Origin of the sequence: Streptomyces sp. NBC_01689 (genome assembly GCF_036250675.1) — a bacterium.
Taxonomy (GTDB): domain Bacteria; phylum Actinomycetota; class Actinomycetes; order Streptomycetales; family Streptomycetaceae; genus Streptomyces.
In genome coordinates, this window is record NZ_CP109592.1 from 589,162 (window position 1) to 604,611 (window position 15,450).

General features: G+C 70.2%; 10 protein-coding genes. 5 read left to right on the top strand and 5 right to left on the bottom strand.

Annotated features, from left to right (window positions below):
* Positions 1-10: 10 nt before the first annotated feature.
* Complete coding sequence (locus OG776_RS02215; RefSeq protein WP_187285465.1) at positions 11-502, bottom strand: nucleotidyltransferase domain-containing protein; 492 nt, start codon at positions 500-502, stop codon at positions 11-13.
* A 440-nt stretch (positions 503-942) separates the two neighbouring features.
* Between OG776_RS02215 and OG776_RS02220 the strand changes: the two genes are divergently transcribed.
* Positions 943-2,904, top strand: a complete 1,962-nt coding sequence (locus tag OG776_RS02220; protein WP_148007228.1) for an SMI1/KNR4 family protein — start codon at positions 943-945, stop codon at positions 2,902-2,904.
* A gap of 96 nt (positions 2,905-3,000) precedes the next feature.
* The gene (locus OG776_RS02225) at positions 3,001-3,405 is read left to right on the top strand and encodes a hypothetical protein (RefSeq protein ID WP_187285466.1); all 405 of its coding nucleotides are present in this window, start codon (positions 3,001-3,003) and stop codon (positions 3,403-3,405) included.
* 25 nt (positions 3,406-3,430) lie between these two features.
* On the opposite strand, the gene OG776_RS02230 is transcribed toward OG776_RS02225, so the two are convergent.
* Positions 3,431-3,622 carry an NmrA family NAD(P)-binding protein gene (locus OG776_RS02230; RefSeq protein WP_329318475.1) on the bottom strand — a complete coding sequence of 64 codons (192 nt, stop codon included), beginning with the start codon at positions 3,620-3,622 and terminating at the stop codon, positions 3,431-3,433.
* Positions 3,623-3,764: 142 nt separating this feature from the next.
* Entirely contained in the window at positions 3,765-5,222 is a 1,458-nt protein-coding gene (locus OG776_RS02235; protein ID WP_329318477.1) for an MFS transporter, read from the bottom strand.
* A 180-nt stretch (positions 5,223-5,402) separates the two neighbouring features.
* Here OG776_RS02235 and OG776_RS02240 point away from each other — a divergent pair, with 180 nt between their 5' ends.
* The 3 genes from OG776_RS02240 to OG776_RS02250 all read left to right on the top strand — a co-directional run bounded on the left by OG776_RS02240 (position 5,403) and on the right by OG776_RS02250 (position 13,070).
* Positions 5,403-6,050 (top strand): TetR/AcrR family transcriptional regulator, encoded by a 648-nt coding sequence (locus OG776_RS02240; RefSeq protein ID WP_148007250.1) that lies wholly within the window; start codon positions 5,403-5,405, stop codon positions 6,048-6,050.
* Positions 6,051-6,869: 819 nt separating this feature from the next.
* Positions 6,870-9,128: a M4 family metallopeptidase gene (locus OG776_RS02245; protein WP_329318479.1), complete on the top strand. Its 2,259-nt coding sequence runs from the start codon at positions 6,870-6,872 to the stop codon at positions 9,126-9,128.
* A 75-nt stretch (positions 9,129-9,203) separates the two neighbouring features.
* Positions 9,204-13,070, top strand: coding sequence for a S8 family serine peptidase (locus OG776_RS02250; protein ID WP_329318481.1), 3,867 nt, complete (start codon positions 9,204-9,206; stop codon positions 13,068-13,070).
* Positions 13,071-13,342: 272 nt separating this feature from the next.
* Here the strand turns inward: OG776_RS02250 and OG776_RS02255 are convergent, their stop codons facing one another.
* Positions 13,343-14,371 (bottom strand): alcohol dehydrogenase catalytic domain-containing protein, encoded by a 1,029-nt coding sequence (locus OG776_RS02255; protein WP_329318484.1) that lies wholly within the window; start codon positions 14,369-14,371, stop codon positions 13,343-13,345.
* Between the two features lie 43 nt (positions 14,372-14,414).
* Positions 14,415-15,392, bottom strand: coding sequence for an aldo/keto reductase (locus tag OG776_RS02260; protein WP_148007231.1), 978 nt, complete (start codon positions 15,390-15,392; stop codon positions 14,415-14,417).
* Positions 15,393-15,450 lie beyond the last annotated feature (58 nt).

Sequence of the window (15,450 nt, forward strand, 5' to 3'; positions counted from 1 at the left end):
TCGGCGCGGGTCAAAAGTACGTGGCGATCCCGAAGACGCGGCGAAGTGCCGCCATGTCGTGCCGGTCGCGTTCCGTCGGTTCGTATCCCTGGTGGAAGTAGACCTGCTGCTCGGCGGACAGGCACGGGACGGCAGTCCCCTGGATGATGCCCGTCACGAAGCAGGAAGAGGGACAGACGAAGGGACGTTGCGGTTCGGGTGCCGCCTGGACTGCTGAGCCGTCGTCGCTGAAGACCAGCGGATGAAGGTCGATCTCCCGGCTGTCCGGAGCCGTCATGACGAATCGGACGGGTCTCCAGTCCAGGCTCTCCACGAATCCTGCCGCGGAGAGGACCGTCAGCACGGCCGCTTCCTGGTCCTGCCGGTGCATCAAGTCCAGGTCGCGGTGGTCTCGGGTCTGCTCGCCGATCAGAGCGTCGATCCCCCATCCCCCGGCGAGCCAGACGTCGGCCTCCGTCCGCCGCAACAGGGTCAGGACGAGCAACACGTCGTCAGCTGTCATCACCCGACGCAGGTTAGAGACGTCCGCGTCGGGCAGCGAACGATTTCTCGCCGACCGGGACGGATGGAGGTCCCAGCAGATCGTGCGTCGGGGCAGCACCGGTTCGGTGATTCCGGCGCACGATGTGCTGCTGGTCTCGGCTTGAACTCCTCGTGGGCGAAACGCTCCTCAAGGGGGGCGAAGGATCCGGCAGGGGCATCGGGAGCGCCTGGCGGGCCTGGTACCGCCCGCTCGCGGAGCCTGTTGCCAAGGGCCCGAACGAGCGGCCCTCTCGTGCCACTTGGCGCCTCGACGGCCCGCTCCGCCGGCTGGAGTGCGACGGGCGGCCTGATCGATACTTCGGCACCTCGCGTGTCCGCGAGACAGAGCCATGACGAAGGCCTCCAGCCGGCCCTGGGTGCCTGGGGGGACTGTCAGTGGTGAGTGGCAGCATCGGGCGTATGGCAGACACCACCACATTCGACTGGCGGACCTTCCTTCTCAAGTGGAGTGGGGAGTGGGCGGATTCCCTGCCGGACGGCGAGACGTTGGGCGCGGACGACGAGACCGCGCGAAGAGCACGGTGGCTGGGGTTCCCCGCCACCTCTGAGGAGCGGGTCGCGGCTTTGGAGGAGCGTCTCGGCCGGCGCGTGCCGCCGTCCTACCGCGAGTTCCTCAAGGTCAGTGACGGGTGGCGGCACGCGGGCGGGTTCGTCTCCTTGCTGGCGGGAGCCGAGGAGGCGCGCTGGCACGACAACGAGTCCGGACTCGCGGACGTGTTCGAGGAGTACCTGGACGAGGACGCCGGGTCCGAGGAACGACGGGAGGCGGACATCTGGCGGCGCGGGCTGCAGCTCGACGTCGTGTCCGACATCACCCACGTCCTCATGGACCCTGAGGACGTCGATGAACGAGGCGAGTGGGCCGTCTACACATGGGCGAGCTGGCGAGCCGAGCCGCCCGAACGCCACACGAACTTCGTTGAGTTCATGCGGGACATGCACCGGGAGTTCCACAGCTTGCAGGCACACAGGAGCGACGGGGAGCCGGTGTTCGTCGACGACACGACGCAGCGGCAGGACACCCGGGTGGAGGAGGCTCGGCTGGAGGCGCTGCGCGGCGGCTGGGAGCGGGCCGTGACGACGCTGGACGAGGCCAGGGGGTACGGGCGACCACGGGCCGCCGGACTGGGTGACCAGATTCGTCGCCTGCTCGGGCAGACCCACATGGTCTACTACGACGGACTGGTGACGGACCCGCGGTACGCGCCCGAGTTGCTGCCGCCGCTGGTCGCCGAGCACGCGGCGCACTCGTATCGGGACGACTCCACGCTGACGTTCCACCTGCGGGGCGCCGACGACGCTCTGGTGTCACTGGCCTACGCGACGCTGGATCAGGTGCGCGACGGCACGTACCGGTACACGGCGACCGGAGCCTTCGGAGCAGCGGTCGAGCGGGCTCGGGAGCTGGCGCGGTGGGGAGACACCGACACCGCGTGGCGGACGCTGACAGACGCACTGCCCCTGTGGGAGCCGCTGGGACCGGACCACCTGGTACCGCTGGGGTGGGTGGCCGATCCGGTCCTCGGGCCGCTGCTGACCCCGGAGCGGGGCCGCGAGCTGTTGTCCACGCCGAGGGGAGGGCAGCCGGGTGAGGCTCCGAGGCCGACGGCCTGGCTCGACCCGGGCGGCCTGGCGTGGCTTGCGGAGCCGGACCCGGGCAACCGTCGCACGTCCTACCGGTTCGTTCTGGTGGAAGGCGTGGAGCCGGAGGAGTTGGCCGGAAGGCTCACGGACACGGACGGGATCGCCACCGTGCTGAACGAACCCATGACCCTCTGGGAGGCGCGTCGAAGGTCGCTCCACGGTCGAAGGGAGTACTCGTCCCACGACGACACCCCTTCCATGGTGGTCGGCCGGGCCGGCACCGGTTGGAGCTTCGCCTTCGACGGCGATCCCACCCCGTTCGACCAGCGGCGGTTCGTCTCCCCGGCCGCAGCCGCCGGCGCGGGCGCCACCCGCGCGGTGGTGGTGTGGAGCGGCCTGAGGGCACGTCACGGGAAGCCGTTCTTCCACCTGTCCGTGGCCCATGACGGTACGGAGCAGTACGCATTCACGTATGCGGCCGGAGAGATCCGGTCGACCGGGGAGATACCACGGGCGCTCGACCCCGGTCGGCTCTTCGGTGACCTGGAGGTTGCTGTCGGGGCTGAACGGTCGATGTTGGAGGCGGTGACCGGGGAGTTCGGTGTCCGTCTACCGCGTCATGCCATCGTGAACGGGCAGCTGCGCACCTTCACCGCCCGTTCGTGGAAGCGGCCGCCGGCGAACGGAGAGACGTACCCGGTGATCCGCCCGCATCGGGTGGGCGTGCGCCTTGCCGACGGGGAGCAAACGGAATGCGGCGAGCCGGGAAGCTCGTAGGGACGGACCAGGTTGCGCAGACCCTCCAGGCGAGGAGGGCCGAGAGCACATGTTCCGACGAGAAAGGGGATCGACTCGGCGGAAGGTGTTGATCAGTTGCAGGCGATGCGTCGCAGAGACTCGGGCCGCCTTCACCGCGTAGGGAAGCTCGAAGCGGGAGCGGTGCTCGTCGATGAAGTCCTCAACCGTCTGAGGGAGCCGTCCGGTGATGCGGGCGGCGGTGCCGGTGACGCCGGCCAGGCTGCCTTCCTGCTGGTCGATGGTGACCGCCTCGAAGTGCTTGAGTTTCGCTGTGTCATCGGCCTCGCCGATGAGCTCCAGGAACGTCGTCACGGTCACCTGCTCGTAGGGAAGGCCGCGACCGAGGACTCGGCTGACCTCTGCCGCCAGTTCCTCCTGGCTGTACTCGACCGGACCCGTGAGGGTGTTCGCGCAGGCCGCCAAGGAGCAGGATCTGGAAACATCACCGCGGCTTCCACCAGGCCCTCCCCGACCGGGTAGGTGAAGTACGCGCGCCGCAGACCCTTCAGAGCGGCACGCACCGCGCGGAAATCCAGGAGGGTTCCGAAGACGACCGCGCGCCCTTGTACCGCAGCCGCTGCGCCCGCTCGTCGTCCGTGCGGACCATGGCCCGGACAGGAAAACCGTTCTCGACCAGGTGATCGACCATCGGCCGGCCGGTGTCTCCGTTCGCCGTCGTGACCAGGATCGTGGCCATGCCCTCACCTCTTCGCTCGGCAGGTCCGGCGGGTGCGGCCGGCTGGGCGGGGCGGATCCGAAGGGTTGTCGTCGGCGGCCAGGACCGTGGCCACCGACGCTTCGCCTGCCGGGCGCCCTCTGGCTCCGGCGGCTCGGGAGCCTCAGGCGTGCTCTTCCGTCTTGTGGGAGTTGGTGAGGGTGAGCGCACCGCCCGCGGCGATGAGGCCGACGATGACGGCCAGCACACCGTAGGTGACCCGCTCGCCGTGGAAGAACGACGCCACCAGCGTGTCGCTCCAGACACCCGCGGGCAGCCGGGTGGTGACCAGTGCGGCGATGAGGGTACCGACCACGGCGGTCCCTATGCTGCTTCCGATCTCCTGGGCGGTGTCGTTGAGCGCCGTGCCGATGGACGTGCGGTTGTCCGGCATCGCGTCCACGAGCGCGATGGCGCAGATGGTCATGACGGTGCGCAGTCCGATGGTCATCACGACCATGCAGAGAGCGATCGTGCCGTATCCGTGGTCGACGCCCCAGGACAGGCCCGCCAGTGAAGCGGTCAGGCAGGCCGCGCCGACCAGGCACGCGACGCGGTGGCCGAACCGCCCCGCGAGCCACTCGGACAGGGGGGTCGCGGCGATCATGGTCACGATGAGCGGCAGGTTCGCCAGGCCCGCCCGCACGGGGCTCCAGCCATAGGCGTACTGGAAGTGGAGGATCAGGCCGAACATCACGGCGGCCATCGCGATGGCGGTGCCGATCTGCGCGATGGCGGCGCCACGGACGGTCCCGTGCGAGAACAGGCGCAGGTCCAGCATGGGCGCCGCGCTGCGACGCTCGTGCCACACGAACACGACCCCCGCGACGATCGCACCGGCTGTCGAGGTGAGGGTGATCGCGGAGAGCCAGCCGTGCTCGACACCGCTGGTCAGCGCATAGCAGGCGAGCCCGATGGTGGTGACGCTCAGACCGGCGCCCGGCAGGTCGAGCTTGTCGCGGGTCAGGTCCTGGGCCCGGTCGGCCGGGACTCCGAGACGGACTCCGATGCCCGCGATCAGGGCGATCGGGGCGTTGACGACCAGGAGCCACTGCCACCGTGCGTGAGCCAGGGCGGTGCCGCCCAGCAGCGGGCCGAGGACGAAGCCGGACATGCCGACGATGATCATCAAGGTCATCGCACGCATGCGCAGTGCCTTGTCGTCGAACAGCCGGAAGACCAGCGAATTGGTGATGGGAGCCATCGCGGCCGCGGCGATGCCCAGGCCGGCCCGCAGGGTGATGAGCTGCCCCGCGGTGGTGACGGCGAGGACGCCCAGGCTCAGCGTCCCGAACACCGCCAGTCCGACGAGCAGAACGCGCCTGCGCCCGATCCGGTCGGCCATGGATCCCGCCGTCAGCAGCAGGCCGCCGAAGGTCAGCGAGTACGCGCCGGTGACCCACTGCAGCGCGGTCGTGCCGCTGCCGAGGTCCCGGCCGATCGTGGGCAACGCGATCGAGAGCAGCGTGTTGTCGACCATCTCGACGAAGAAGGCCAGGCAGAGCGCGGTCAGGGGGATCCATGCCGCGCGCAAGGACGGATAGGTGCGCGACGCGGTGGGCGCGGGAGCGGTCGTGGCCATGGCGGGTCTCCTCTCAGAACGCCGTCGATCCATAGAACGACGTTCGACAATGGAACGAGGTTCGAGAGTAGAACCTCGTTCGATAATTGCGCAAGCTGTGATTGGATGTGGACCATGACTGGCCCGCGACCACGACCCGCCGATCGCCCTTCCCGAGGACGTCAGCGCGCGTCGCACTCCATCGAGGCCGTTCTCACCGCGGCTGTGGCCCTGCTCGACGAAGCGGGCGAATCCGCGCTGACGCTCCGCGCGCTCGCCACCCGACTCGGCACCGGCGTCGGCAGCATCTACTGGTACGTGTCGGGCAAGGACGACCTGCTCGACCGCGCCATCGACCACGTGCTCGGCGGGGTGCTGACCGCCGTCGAAGGGCGGGCGGACAGCAGCGACCCGATCGACGACCTGCGCGACATGGCCGTCACCCTGTTCGACGCGATCGTGGACCGCCCGTGGCTGGGGGTGCACTTCATGCGCAACATCGACCTCCAGGGCAACGCCTTGCGACTCTATGAACTGCTGGGACAACAGACCCTTCGGCTCGACCTCACGCCCCGCCAGCGGTTCCACGCCGTGTCGGCGGTCGTGGGCGTCGTGGTCGGCAACGCCGCCGACATGGGGCAGGAACCGCCCCAGGAGGTACTCGACGGCGTCGTGGACCGCGACGAGTTCCTCAGCCGCTACACCGAGACATGGCGCGGGCTGGACACCGAGAAGTTCCCCTTCATGCACGAGATCGTCGACGAGTTCGACGGACACGACGACAAGGAGCAGTTCCTCGCCGCCCTGGAACTGACCCTCGCGGGTCTCCGTCTCCAGGCCGCTCCCTGACACCGACGCGACCGCTCTCGCCGCACACCGCGCCGGAACCGACCCGGCCGGCCCCACGGTGATCCCGCTCTCCTCCCACCGGGTCCCGTGGTGTCGCCCGGGCTGAGTGGTGTCCCGCGGGCCATGCGACAGGCCGAGCAACTGCTCTACAAAAATAAGGAGTTGGCGCACAGTCAGGTCGGGTCATTCCTGGAGTGGTGGAATCCTGGCCAACTCACGGAATAACAAGTACGGGTATTCCTGACACCGGCGCCAGGCCGATCGGCGCGCTGTGCCAACAGCCCATATCCGTGCGGCGGGTGCAGGACTGCGCTCCCGCCGGACAGAGCATCTCCGTCAACGAGGCATCGGGGCATCGGGGCATCGGGGCATCGGGGCATCGGGACGTACGAGAGCACGCCCGCGACCCGGACCAGGTCGGATCCGGTTGTCGGCCAGGAGAGGGCGACGGTGCGTCCGTAACGGCGAGCGATTCGAGCCCGGTGCGCGGGACGGCTTCCTCCGGGATGCGCCGCACCTGGTCCCGACGGATCCGCGTCCTGTGGGCGGCGACGCCGCGGCGCGGGTGACGCGTGTCGCCAATGAGACATGTCGCAGGTACGACAGCTGACGCTAGTGACGCTTCAGGCTTTATTAGCCAATCCTTTCGGAGGGTTTCACCTCCAGCTGTGCGCACGGTGTTTTACAGCGCAGTAATCGCCTCCACAGCGGCCACAGACGGCGTATCCACGCCGCCAGTTCCGACCGGGCGGCGCCGAGCCCCGCCTGCCCGGGTTGTTCGTCGGCCGTCATCCACCGGCAGCCGCAGAAGGAGTCCGAGTGAGACGATCCCCCCGCAGGTCGGTCGCAGGCGTGCTGATAGCCGGCGCCACGGTGCTCGCGGTCACCGCGTCGTCCGGCACCGCGATGGCCCGTACGTCCCCGGCGCACGCCCGCGCGGTCCAGACGCAGCCGCGGGCGGGCGCTCTGCCCGTCCAGCTCTCCGGGGCGGAGCAGGCGAAGCTCCTCAAGGCGGCTCTGGCGGGCCGAGCCGACACCGCCCGGTCCCTGCGGCTGGGAGCCCAGGAGCAGTTGGTCCCCAAGTCGGTCGCCAAGGACGCCGACGGCTCCGTGCACACCCGCTACGAGCGCACCTTCGCGGGACTGCCCGTCCTCGGTGGCGACTTGGTCGTACACACCGCTGCCGACGGGGTCTCGACAGGGACCGACAAGGCCACGACCGCGCGTGTCACCGTGCCGAGCACCACCGCGACCCGCTCGGCGGCCTCGGCGAGAACCCTCGCGATCGGCCGTGCCAAGGCGAGAGGAGCCGTCAGCCCGACAGTGTCCGGCTCCCGCAAGGTGGTCTGGGCGGCCTCCGGAACCCCGGTCCTGGCCTGGGAGTCCGTGGTCGGCGGCCTACAGGACGACGGCACCCCGAGCCGGCTGCACGTCATCTCGGACGCGAGGACCGGCGCCCGGCTGTTCGAGTACCAGGGGATCGAGACCGGCGTAGGGAACAGCGAGTACAGCGGCAGGGTCACCCTGGGAACAACGTCGTCCGGCTCGACGTACACGATGACGGACAACACCCGCGGCGGCCACAGGACGTACGACCTGAACCACGGTGACTCGGGTACCGGCACCCTGTTCACCAACTCCACCGACACCTGGGGCGACGGCTCGCCGTCCCACGCCGAGACCGCCGGTGTGGACGCCGCCTACGGCGCCCAGGTCACCTGGGACTTCTACAAGAACGTCATGGGACGCAACGGAATCCGCAACGACGGCGCCGCCGCCTACTCCCGCACCCACTACGGCGTCGCCTACGACAACGCCTTCTGGGACGACGAGTGCTTCTGCATGACCTACGGCGACGGTGAGGGCGACAAGCACCCGCTGACCTCCGTCGACGTGGCCGGCCACGAGATGAGTCACGGCGTCACCGCCGCCACCGCGGGTCTGGTCTACGGAGACGAGTCCGGCGGCCTCAACGAAGCGACCTCGGACATCTTCGGCACATCGGTCGAGTTCTACGCCGATAACGCGAGCGACGTCGGCGACTACCTCATCGGCGAGAAGATCGACCTCTACGGTGACGGCACCCCGCTGCGCTACCAGGACAAGCCCTCGCGGGACGGCCTCTCACCCGACAACTGGTCCCCCGGCCTGGGCAATCTGGACGTGCACTACTCCTCCGGCCCGGCGAACCACTTCTTCTACCTGCTGTCCGAGGGCAGCGGCGCGAAGGTGATCAACGGCGTCGGCTACAACAGCCCCACCGCCGCCGGTGTGGCGGTACCCGGCATCGGCCGGGAGAACGCCGCCAAGCTCTGGTACAAGGCCCTGACCGAGCGCTTCACCTCCACCACCGACTACCAGAGCGCCCGGACCCAGACCCTTGAGGCCGCCGCCGACCTCTGGGGCGCCGGCAGTGCCACCTACGCCACGGTCGCCAAGACCTGGGCCGCCATCGGCGTCGTCGCGCGCGTCACGGTCACCAGACCGGCTGACCAGAACACGGTCGTCAGGACTCCCGTACGCCTGCAGGTCCAGGCCGGGAGCAACAACCCGGGAGCGCTGACCTACTCCGCCACCGGCCTGCCCGCGGGTCTGTCGATCAACGCGACCACGGGGCTGATCTCCGGCACCCCGACCACCGTCGGTCTCAGCACCGTGACGGTCAGGGCCAAGGACTCATCCAAGGTGACCGGTTCGGCGACCTTCGGCTGGGGCGTCACCAAGGCCGGCGGCAACGTCTTCACCAACACCGCCGACGTGCCCGTGCCGGACGCAGGCGCGGCCGTGTACTCCCCCATCAAGGTCACCGGTCGTGCGGGCAACGCGCCCAGCACCCTGGCGGTCGGCGTCAACATCGTTCATCCCTACCGCGGTGACCTGGTCGTCGATCTCGTCGCCCCGGACGGCACCCTCTACCACCTGAAGAAGTCCGACGGCTTCGACTCGGCGGCCGACGTCATCCACACCTACACCGTCGACGCCTCCGGTGAAACCGCCGGTGGCACCTGGAAGTTGAAGGTCCGGGACGCATACCACCTGGACAGCGGCCACATCAACAGCTGGAAGCTCACCTTCTGACCGATGCCTGTCCCGGCCGGACAGCGCGCGCGATCGCGGCCCGGCCACGCCAGCCCTACGAGAGGTATCCGACTGATGTCCACCATCCGCCCCGCGGCGGCGATAACCGCGGGCTTGATGCTGGTTGCCGTAGCCGTGCCCGCCGCGTTCGCGGCCCAGCCGGCCCGCACCGAGCCCGTCGGCAAGCCCGCCGCCGCTCCCCCGGCCCACTCCGCGACCGTACGGCTCGTCACCGGTGATCAGGTGACGGTGACGACGCTGCCCGGCGGCCGCCACACCGCGTCGGTTCAGCCCGCCCCCGGACGCGAGCACATTCCCTTCCGGACGCTGGAGGGCGACGACAAGGCACTGACCGTGATGCCGTTCGACGCCCAGGGGCTGGTGTCCGCCGGCACCCTGGACCGGCGGCTGTTCGACGTGACGGCGCTGATCGCCGACGGCTACGACGAGGCCCACACCTCCGCGCTGCCGCTGATCGTCTCCTCGCAGCCGGTGCCCGCACGGGCCGGAGCCAAGGTCACGGCGCAGGCGTCGAAGGCCGCCGCGGTCACCGCCGACCGGCTCGTGGCACTCAAGGCGGCCCGGACCCCCTCCCGTGAACTGAAGAGCATCCACGCGCAGTCGATGCGTGTCGCCGACCACGACCTCGGGACGTTCTGGAAGACACTCGCCCCCGGCACGTCGTCGGACGCCGCGCGCGCGGCGGTCACCCCGAGGATCTCACTCGACGGCAAGGTCAAGGCCCTGCTGGACCGCAGCACCGCCCAGATCAACGCCCCCACCGCGTGGAAGGCGGGCTACGAGGGTCAGGGCGTCAAGGTGGCCGTGCTGGACACCGGTGCCGACGCGAGCCATCCCGACCTCGCCGGGCGCATCGCGGAGGCCAAGGACTTCTCCGGCAGCGGGAACACCGGTGACCACTTCGGACACGGCACGCATGTCGCCTCGATCGTCGGCGGCAGCGGCGCGGCGTCCGGCGGGACCCGCCGCGGTGTCGCGCCGAAGGCCGACCTGCTGATCGGCAAGGTGCTGGACGACAGTGGTTATGGCGACGAGTCGGGCATCATCGCCGGCATGGAGTGGGCCACCGGCGAGCACGCCAAGGTCGTCAACATGAGCCTCGGCGCGTCCATCGAGACCGACGGCACCGACCCGCTGAGCGAGGCCGTCAACACCCTGACCGCCTCCACCGGCACGCTGTTCGTCGTCGCGGCGGGCAACGACGGCCCGGGCACCTCCACCATCGGCACGCCCGGAGCGGCCGATGCCGCACTGACCGTGGGGGCCGTCGACCGCGACGACTCCCTCGCTCCCTTCTCCAGCCGCGGCCCGCGCTTCGGGGACGGGGCGGTCAAGCCCGACGTGACGGCCCCGGGGGTCGGCATCGTCGCCGCGCGCGCGGCCGGTACCACCCTGGGCGACCCGGTCGACGCCCACTACATCTCCCTGTCCGGGACCTCCATGGCCACCCCGCACGTCGCCGGAGCGGCCGCCCTGCTGGCCCAGCAGCACCCCGACTGGCAGGCCCAGCAGCTCAAGGACGCCCTGACCAGCACCGCGCACACGGTGCCCGGAACGAGGGTGACCGAGCAGGGCGGCGGCCGCATCGACCTGGCCACCGCCACCGGCCCGGTCACGGCCACCGGCTCCGTCGCCCTCGCCCCGCTCCAGATCGGCGGGGCCGCGGGACAGCGGCAGACGGCCACCGTCCATTACACCAACACGGGTGACCGCCCGATCACCCTCTCCCTGACGGCCGGCCTGGCCACCGACACGGGCAAGGCGCTCCCGGCCGGAGTGGTCAGCCCGGCCTCCGACACCGTGCGACTGGCCGCCGGAGCCACCGCCGACGTGCCGCTGCGCACCGACGCGACGAAGGCCTTCCGCGGCAACTTCTACGGGTACGTCACCGCGAAGTCCGCGGCCGGCACCGTGGTCGCGCACACCACGGTCTCCCTCGTCGTACACGCCCCGCAGCACCGGCTGACCGTCGTCTACCGAGACCGCGACGGCCAGGTCGTGCCCGGCTCACTGCCGAACATCTGGGGCGCCGACGGCTGGGTGCAGTACACGGACCGGGACGCGGCCGTCGCCGTCGTGGAGGAAGGCACGTACTACCTCAACTCCGGCTTCTACGACACCACGTCGGACGGGGACCAGGTCGGTGACATCGTCGTCCCGGAGGTGAAGGTCACCAAGGACACGACGGTCACGCTCGACGCCTCGCGGGTCACCGAGGTGAAGATCCGCACACCCCGGCCCGCCGAGCAGCACGGCGTCATCAGCACCATGCTGCACCGCGAGATCGACGGCCACGGTCTGCTCCAGGGCGCCCTGTACTTCGACACCGTCAATCATCTCTACATCAGCCCCACCGCTCCGGTCACCGACGGCTCCTTCGAATACCACTCGCGCTGGCAGATGGTGGCCCCGCAACTGCGCGCGAAGGTCTCCGGCACCTCGCAGGCGTTCACCCCGTACTACGAACCGCTCTCCCCGGTCTTCGGGGACCAGGGCGCACGGCTGACCGCGGTGGACGCCGGGTCCGTGACGAAGCCGGAACTGGGCAAGGTGCGCGGCAAGTTGGCCGTCGCCCGCTACGCCTGGCCCACCGGTGACTACGCCGGCTTCTCACGGCTCGCCGCGGCGGCCGGGGCCAAGGCCGTGCTCTTCGCCTGGGAGCCGGGCGGGGGCGCCGCCTGGACCCGGTGGCAGCCGGACGGCGACCGGCTGGCGCTGCCGTCGATGCGGACCAACTGGAAGAACGGGGGCCCGCTGCTGGACCGCATCGACAAGGGCACCACGACGCTGGAGTTCTCCGGCACGGTCGACAGCCCGTACCTGTACGACGTGATGCCGGTCTCGAAGGGTTCCATCCCCCGACAGATGGTCTACACCGTCTCGGACCGCAACACCGCGCGGGTCGACGCCACGTACACACGGACCGGAGCCTCCACCTGGGCCAGCGAACAGCGGTTCGCCTGGCGGCCCTACGAGGACACGGCGTGGAACCAGTACAGCCGGTACGTGCCGGTGGGCCGGGAACGCGTCGAGTACGTGAGCAGTGCCGAGGACACCCTGTGGAACCACTTCGTGCACCACAACGTCGTCTGGATCGCCGACTACCCCCTGCAGGCCGGCTCGCAGGACGCCCCGCACACCTACCGGCCCGGCCAGCACGCCACGGAGCAGTGGTTCAAAGCAGTGGTCCGGCCCTCGATCCCACGCGGCTTCGCCAAGAAGTCGGTACGCAACGGCGACACCCTGTCGGTGTACGTCCCGGAGTTCAACGACTCCGGCACCGGCCACTGGTCGTTCTCCGAACTGCCGTCCTTCGGCGGCGGTGTCGGTGGCACCTCCGCGCGGGACAGCGGGCCCTTTCCCGTGCCGGACACGGCCACAGCGGTGCTGTACCGCGACGGCAAGCAGATCGCCGCGTCCGACAACGGCGCCTGGGGCAACCTGGAGGTGCCCCCGGGCAAGGCCGGCTACACGCTGGATCTGACGACGGCCCGCGATTCGGACGACTGGAGCTTCGCCACCGGCACGCACACGTCGTGGACGTTCCGGTCGGACACCACGACCGGCGCGACCATGCTGCCGCTGCTGCAGGTCGACTACAACGTCCCGGTCGACACCCAGAACCGGATGGGCCGGGACCGCGTGCACACCGTCGGCTTCAACGTCCGTATGCAGGACGGCATGCCCGCACCGCGCGGGGTGAAGCTGAAGGTCGAGGCGTCCTACGAGGACGGGAAGAACTGGATGACGGTGCACACGGCCCGGTACCGCGGCGACGGACAGTTCATCGCCACCCTGGCCCGGCCGTCCTACATCCACGGCGACGCGTACGTGACACTGCGCGTGACCGCGACGGACGCGGCCGGCGACAGCGTCCGGCAGACCGTGGTCCGCGCGTTCCTGCAGCGCGGGCCCAAGTGAGCCGCGGGCAGTAACCGGTGACGTGAACCGTCCCGGCCGGAGCGCGGCGGGTGCCAGGGTCCGATGACCCTGGCACCCGCCGCGCGAGCGGCCCGCGTCGTGGCTGCTCGACCTCGGGGCGGCGGGTTCGGGGTGTCCGGCCAGGCGGCGCTCGGTGAGCCAGGTGACGATCCCGGGGCCCTGAGGGTCGAAGAACGGGGTAGCCGCCGGTGTCCAGGGTGACGGTCAGCGTGCGTGGAATGTCCTTCGCGCCCTGCGGGAGGGAAGGGAGGTCAGGGGCGGACGAGGGCCTTGAGGACCTGCCGGTCGGCCATGGCCCGATAGGCGTCCGGTACCTGGTCGAGGGGGAAGGCGCGGTCGAAGACGCGGCCGGGCTCGATGGTGCCGTCCAGGACGTCGGGCAGCAGTTGCCCGATGTAGGCGCGGGCGGGGCTCGCGCCACCGGTCAGAGTGATGTTGCGCATGAACTCGGCCGGCCCGATCGGCCCCTGCTCGTACTGGGGGACACCGAGGCGGCTGACGGTCCCGCCGTCCAGGACCGAGCCGAGCGCCGTGTCCAGGGCTGAGCGGGTGCCGACGGCCTCGATGACCTTGCCCACGCCGCCGGTCAGTTCCCGGACGCGGGCGATGCCTTCGTCGCCGCGTTCGGCGACCACGTCGGTGGCACCGAAGCGGCGGCCCAGGTCGGTGCGTGTCTCATGACGGCCGGCGAGCAGGATGCGCTCGGCACCGAGCCGTCTGGCGGCGATGACCGCGCACAGCCCGACCGCGCCGTCGCCGACCACGAGGACCGTGTCCCCGGGGGCGACGCCTGCGGTGACGGCGCCGTGATGGCCGGTGGTCATCACGTCCGACAGCGCCAGCAGCGAAGGGAGCAGCACCGAGTCGGCGGCCACCGGAAGCCGTACCAGGGTGCCGTCCGCGTAGGGGACGCGGACGGCTTCGCCCTGACCGCCGTCGACGCCGTCGAAGCCGTAGCGGCCGCCGTTGCGGCAGGAGATCTGCAGACCCTTCGCGCAGTAGTCGCAGGTGTTGTCGCTGTAGGTGAACGGGGCGACGACCAGGTCGCCCGCCTTCAGGCTCGTCACGTCGTCGCCGGTCTCCTCGATGATTCCGAGGAACTCGTGGCCCATGGGACGGCCCGTCCCGGTGGCGGGCATCGCCCGGTAGGGCCACAGGTCGCTGCCGCAGACGCACGCGGCGAGCACGCGGACGACGGCGTCGGCGGGCTGGGTGATCTTCGGATCGGGCCGGTCCTCGACGCGGACGTCTCCGGCTTGGTACATCACTGCTGCACGCATGAGGGGTGTACTCCAGAACGGGGGATCGCTGGGCGGCTCGGGATCAGCGTTCGAGCATCCGGGCCTGTGCTTCGGTGTGGGTGTCGCCGGCGGCGGGCGGAAGGCTGCTGAGCGTGTCGAGCTGCCCGACGGTCAGGGTGACGGCGTCGGCGGCGGTGTTCTCCTCGACGCGGCTGACGCGCTTGGTGCCGGGGATCGGGGCGATGTCGTCGCCCTGGGCGAGCAGCCAGGCCAGTGCGACCTGCGCGGGTGTGGCGCCGACTTCGGTGGCCAGGGCCTCGACCTGGTCGGCGAGCGCGAGGTTGTGCGGGAAGTTCTCGCCCGTGAAACGCGGATTGTCGCGACGGAAGTCGCCCTCGTCGAACTGGTCGGTGGAGCGTACGGTGCCGGTCAGGACGCCGCGCCCGAGCGGCGAGAACGGGACGAGGCCGATGTTCAGCTCCCGCAGGACGGGCAGGACGCGCTCCTCGATGCCGCGGGTGAACAGGGAGTACTCCGACTGCACCGCGGTGACCGGTTGGACGGCGTGCGCGCGGCGGATGGTGTCCGGGCCCGCCTCGGAGAGGCCGAAGGCGCGGACCTTGCCCTCGGCGATCAGCTCCTTGACGGCTCCGGCGGTCTCCTCGATCGGCGTGTTCGGGTCGACCCGGTGCTGGTAGTACAGGTCGATGTGATCGGTGCCCAGCCGCTTCAGGGAGCCCTCGACGGCGGCACGGACGTTGGCCGGACCGGAATCCAGGTTCCAGGCGCCCGCTCCGCCGTGGGAGACCAGCCCGAACTTGGTGGCCAGCACCACCTTCTCCCGGCGCCCCTTCAGCGCCCGGCCGAGCAGTTCCTCGTTGGTGTAGGGGCCGTAGATCTCGGCGGTGTCGATGAGCGTGACACCCAGGTCCAGCGCCCGGTGGACGGTCCTGATCGACTCCGCGTCGTCGGTGCCGGAGCCGGTGTAGCCGTGGGACATGCCCATCGCACCGAGGCCGATCCGGGAGACCTCCAGGTCACGCAGCTTGATGTAGCGCATTTCGTCCTCTTCACATCGTGGAAGGCGCGCGGCACGCCTGCAGGGCCCGCCGGGTCGA

Bases quoted from the DNA above. Each gene is read 5' to 3' on its own strand.
- OG776_RS02215 (WP_187285465.1), bottom strand. From the start codon at position 502: ATGACAGCTGACGACGTGTTGCTCGTCCTGACCCTGTTGCGGCGGACG.
- OG776_RS02260 (WP_148007231.1), bottom strand. From the start codon at position 15,392: ATGCGCTACATCAAGCTGCGTGACCTGGAGGTCTCCCGGATCGGCCTC.
- OG776_RS02250 (WP_329318481.1), top strand. From the start codon at position 9,204: ATGTCCACCATCCGCCCCGCGGCGGCGATAACCGCGGGCTTGATGCTG.
- OG776_RS02220 (WP_148007228.1), top strand. From the start codon at position 943: ATGGCAGACACCACCACATTCGACTGGCGGACCTTCCTTCTCAAGTGG.
- OG776_RS02255 (WP_329318484.1), bottom strand. From the start codon at position 14,371: ATGCGTGCAGCAGTGATGTACCAAGCCGGAGACGTCCGCGTCGAGGAC.
- OG776_RS02230 (WP_329318475.1), bottom strand. From the start codon at position 3,622: ATGGCCACGATCCTGGTCACGACGGCGAACGGAGACACCGGCCGGCCG.
- OG776_RS02235 (WP_329318477.1), bottom strand. From the start codon at position 5,222: ATGGCCACGACCGCTCCCGCGCCCACCGCGTCGCGCACCTATCCGTCC.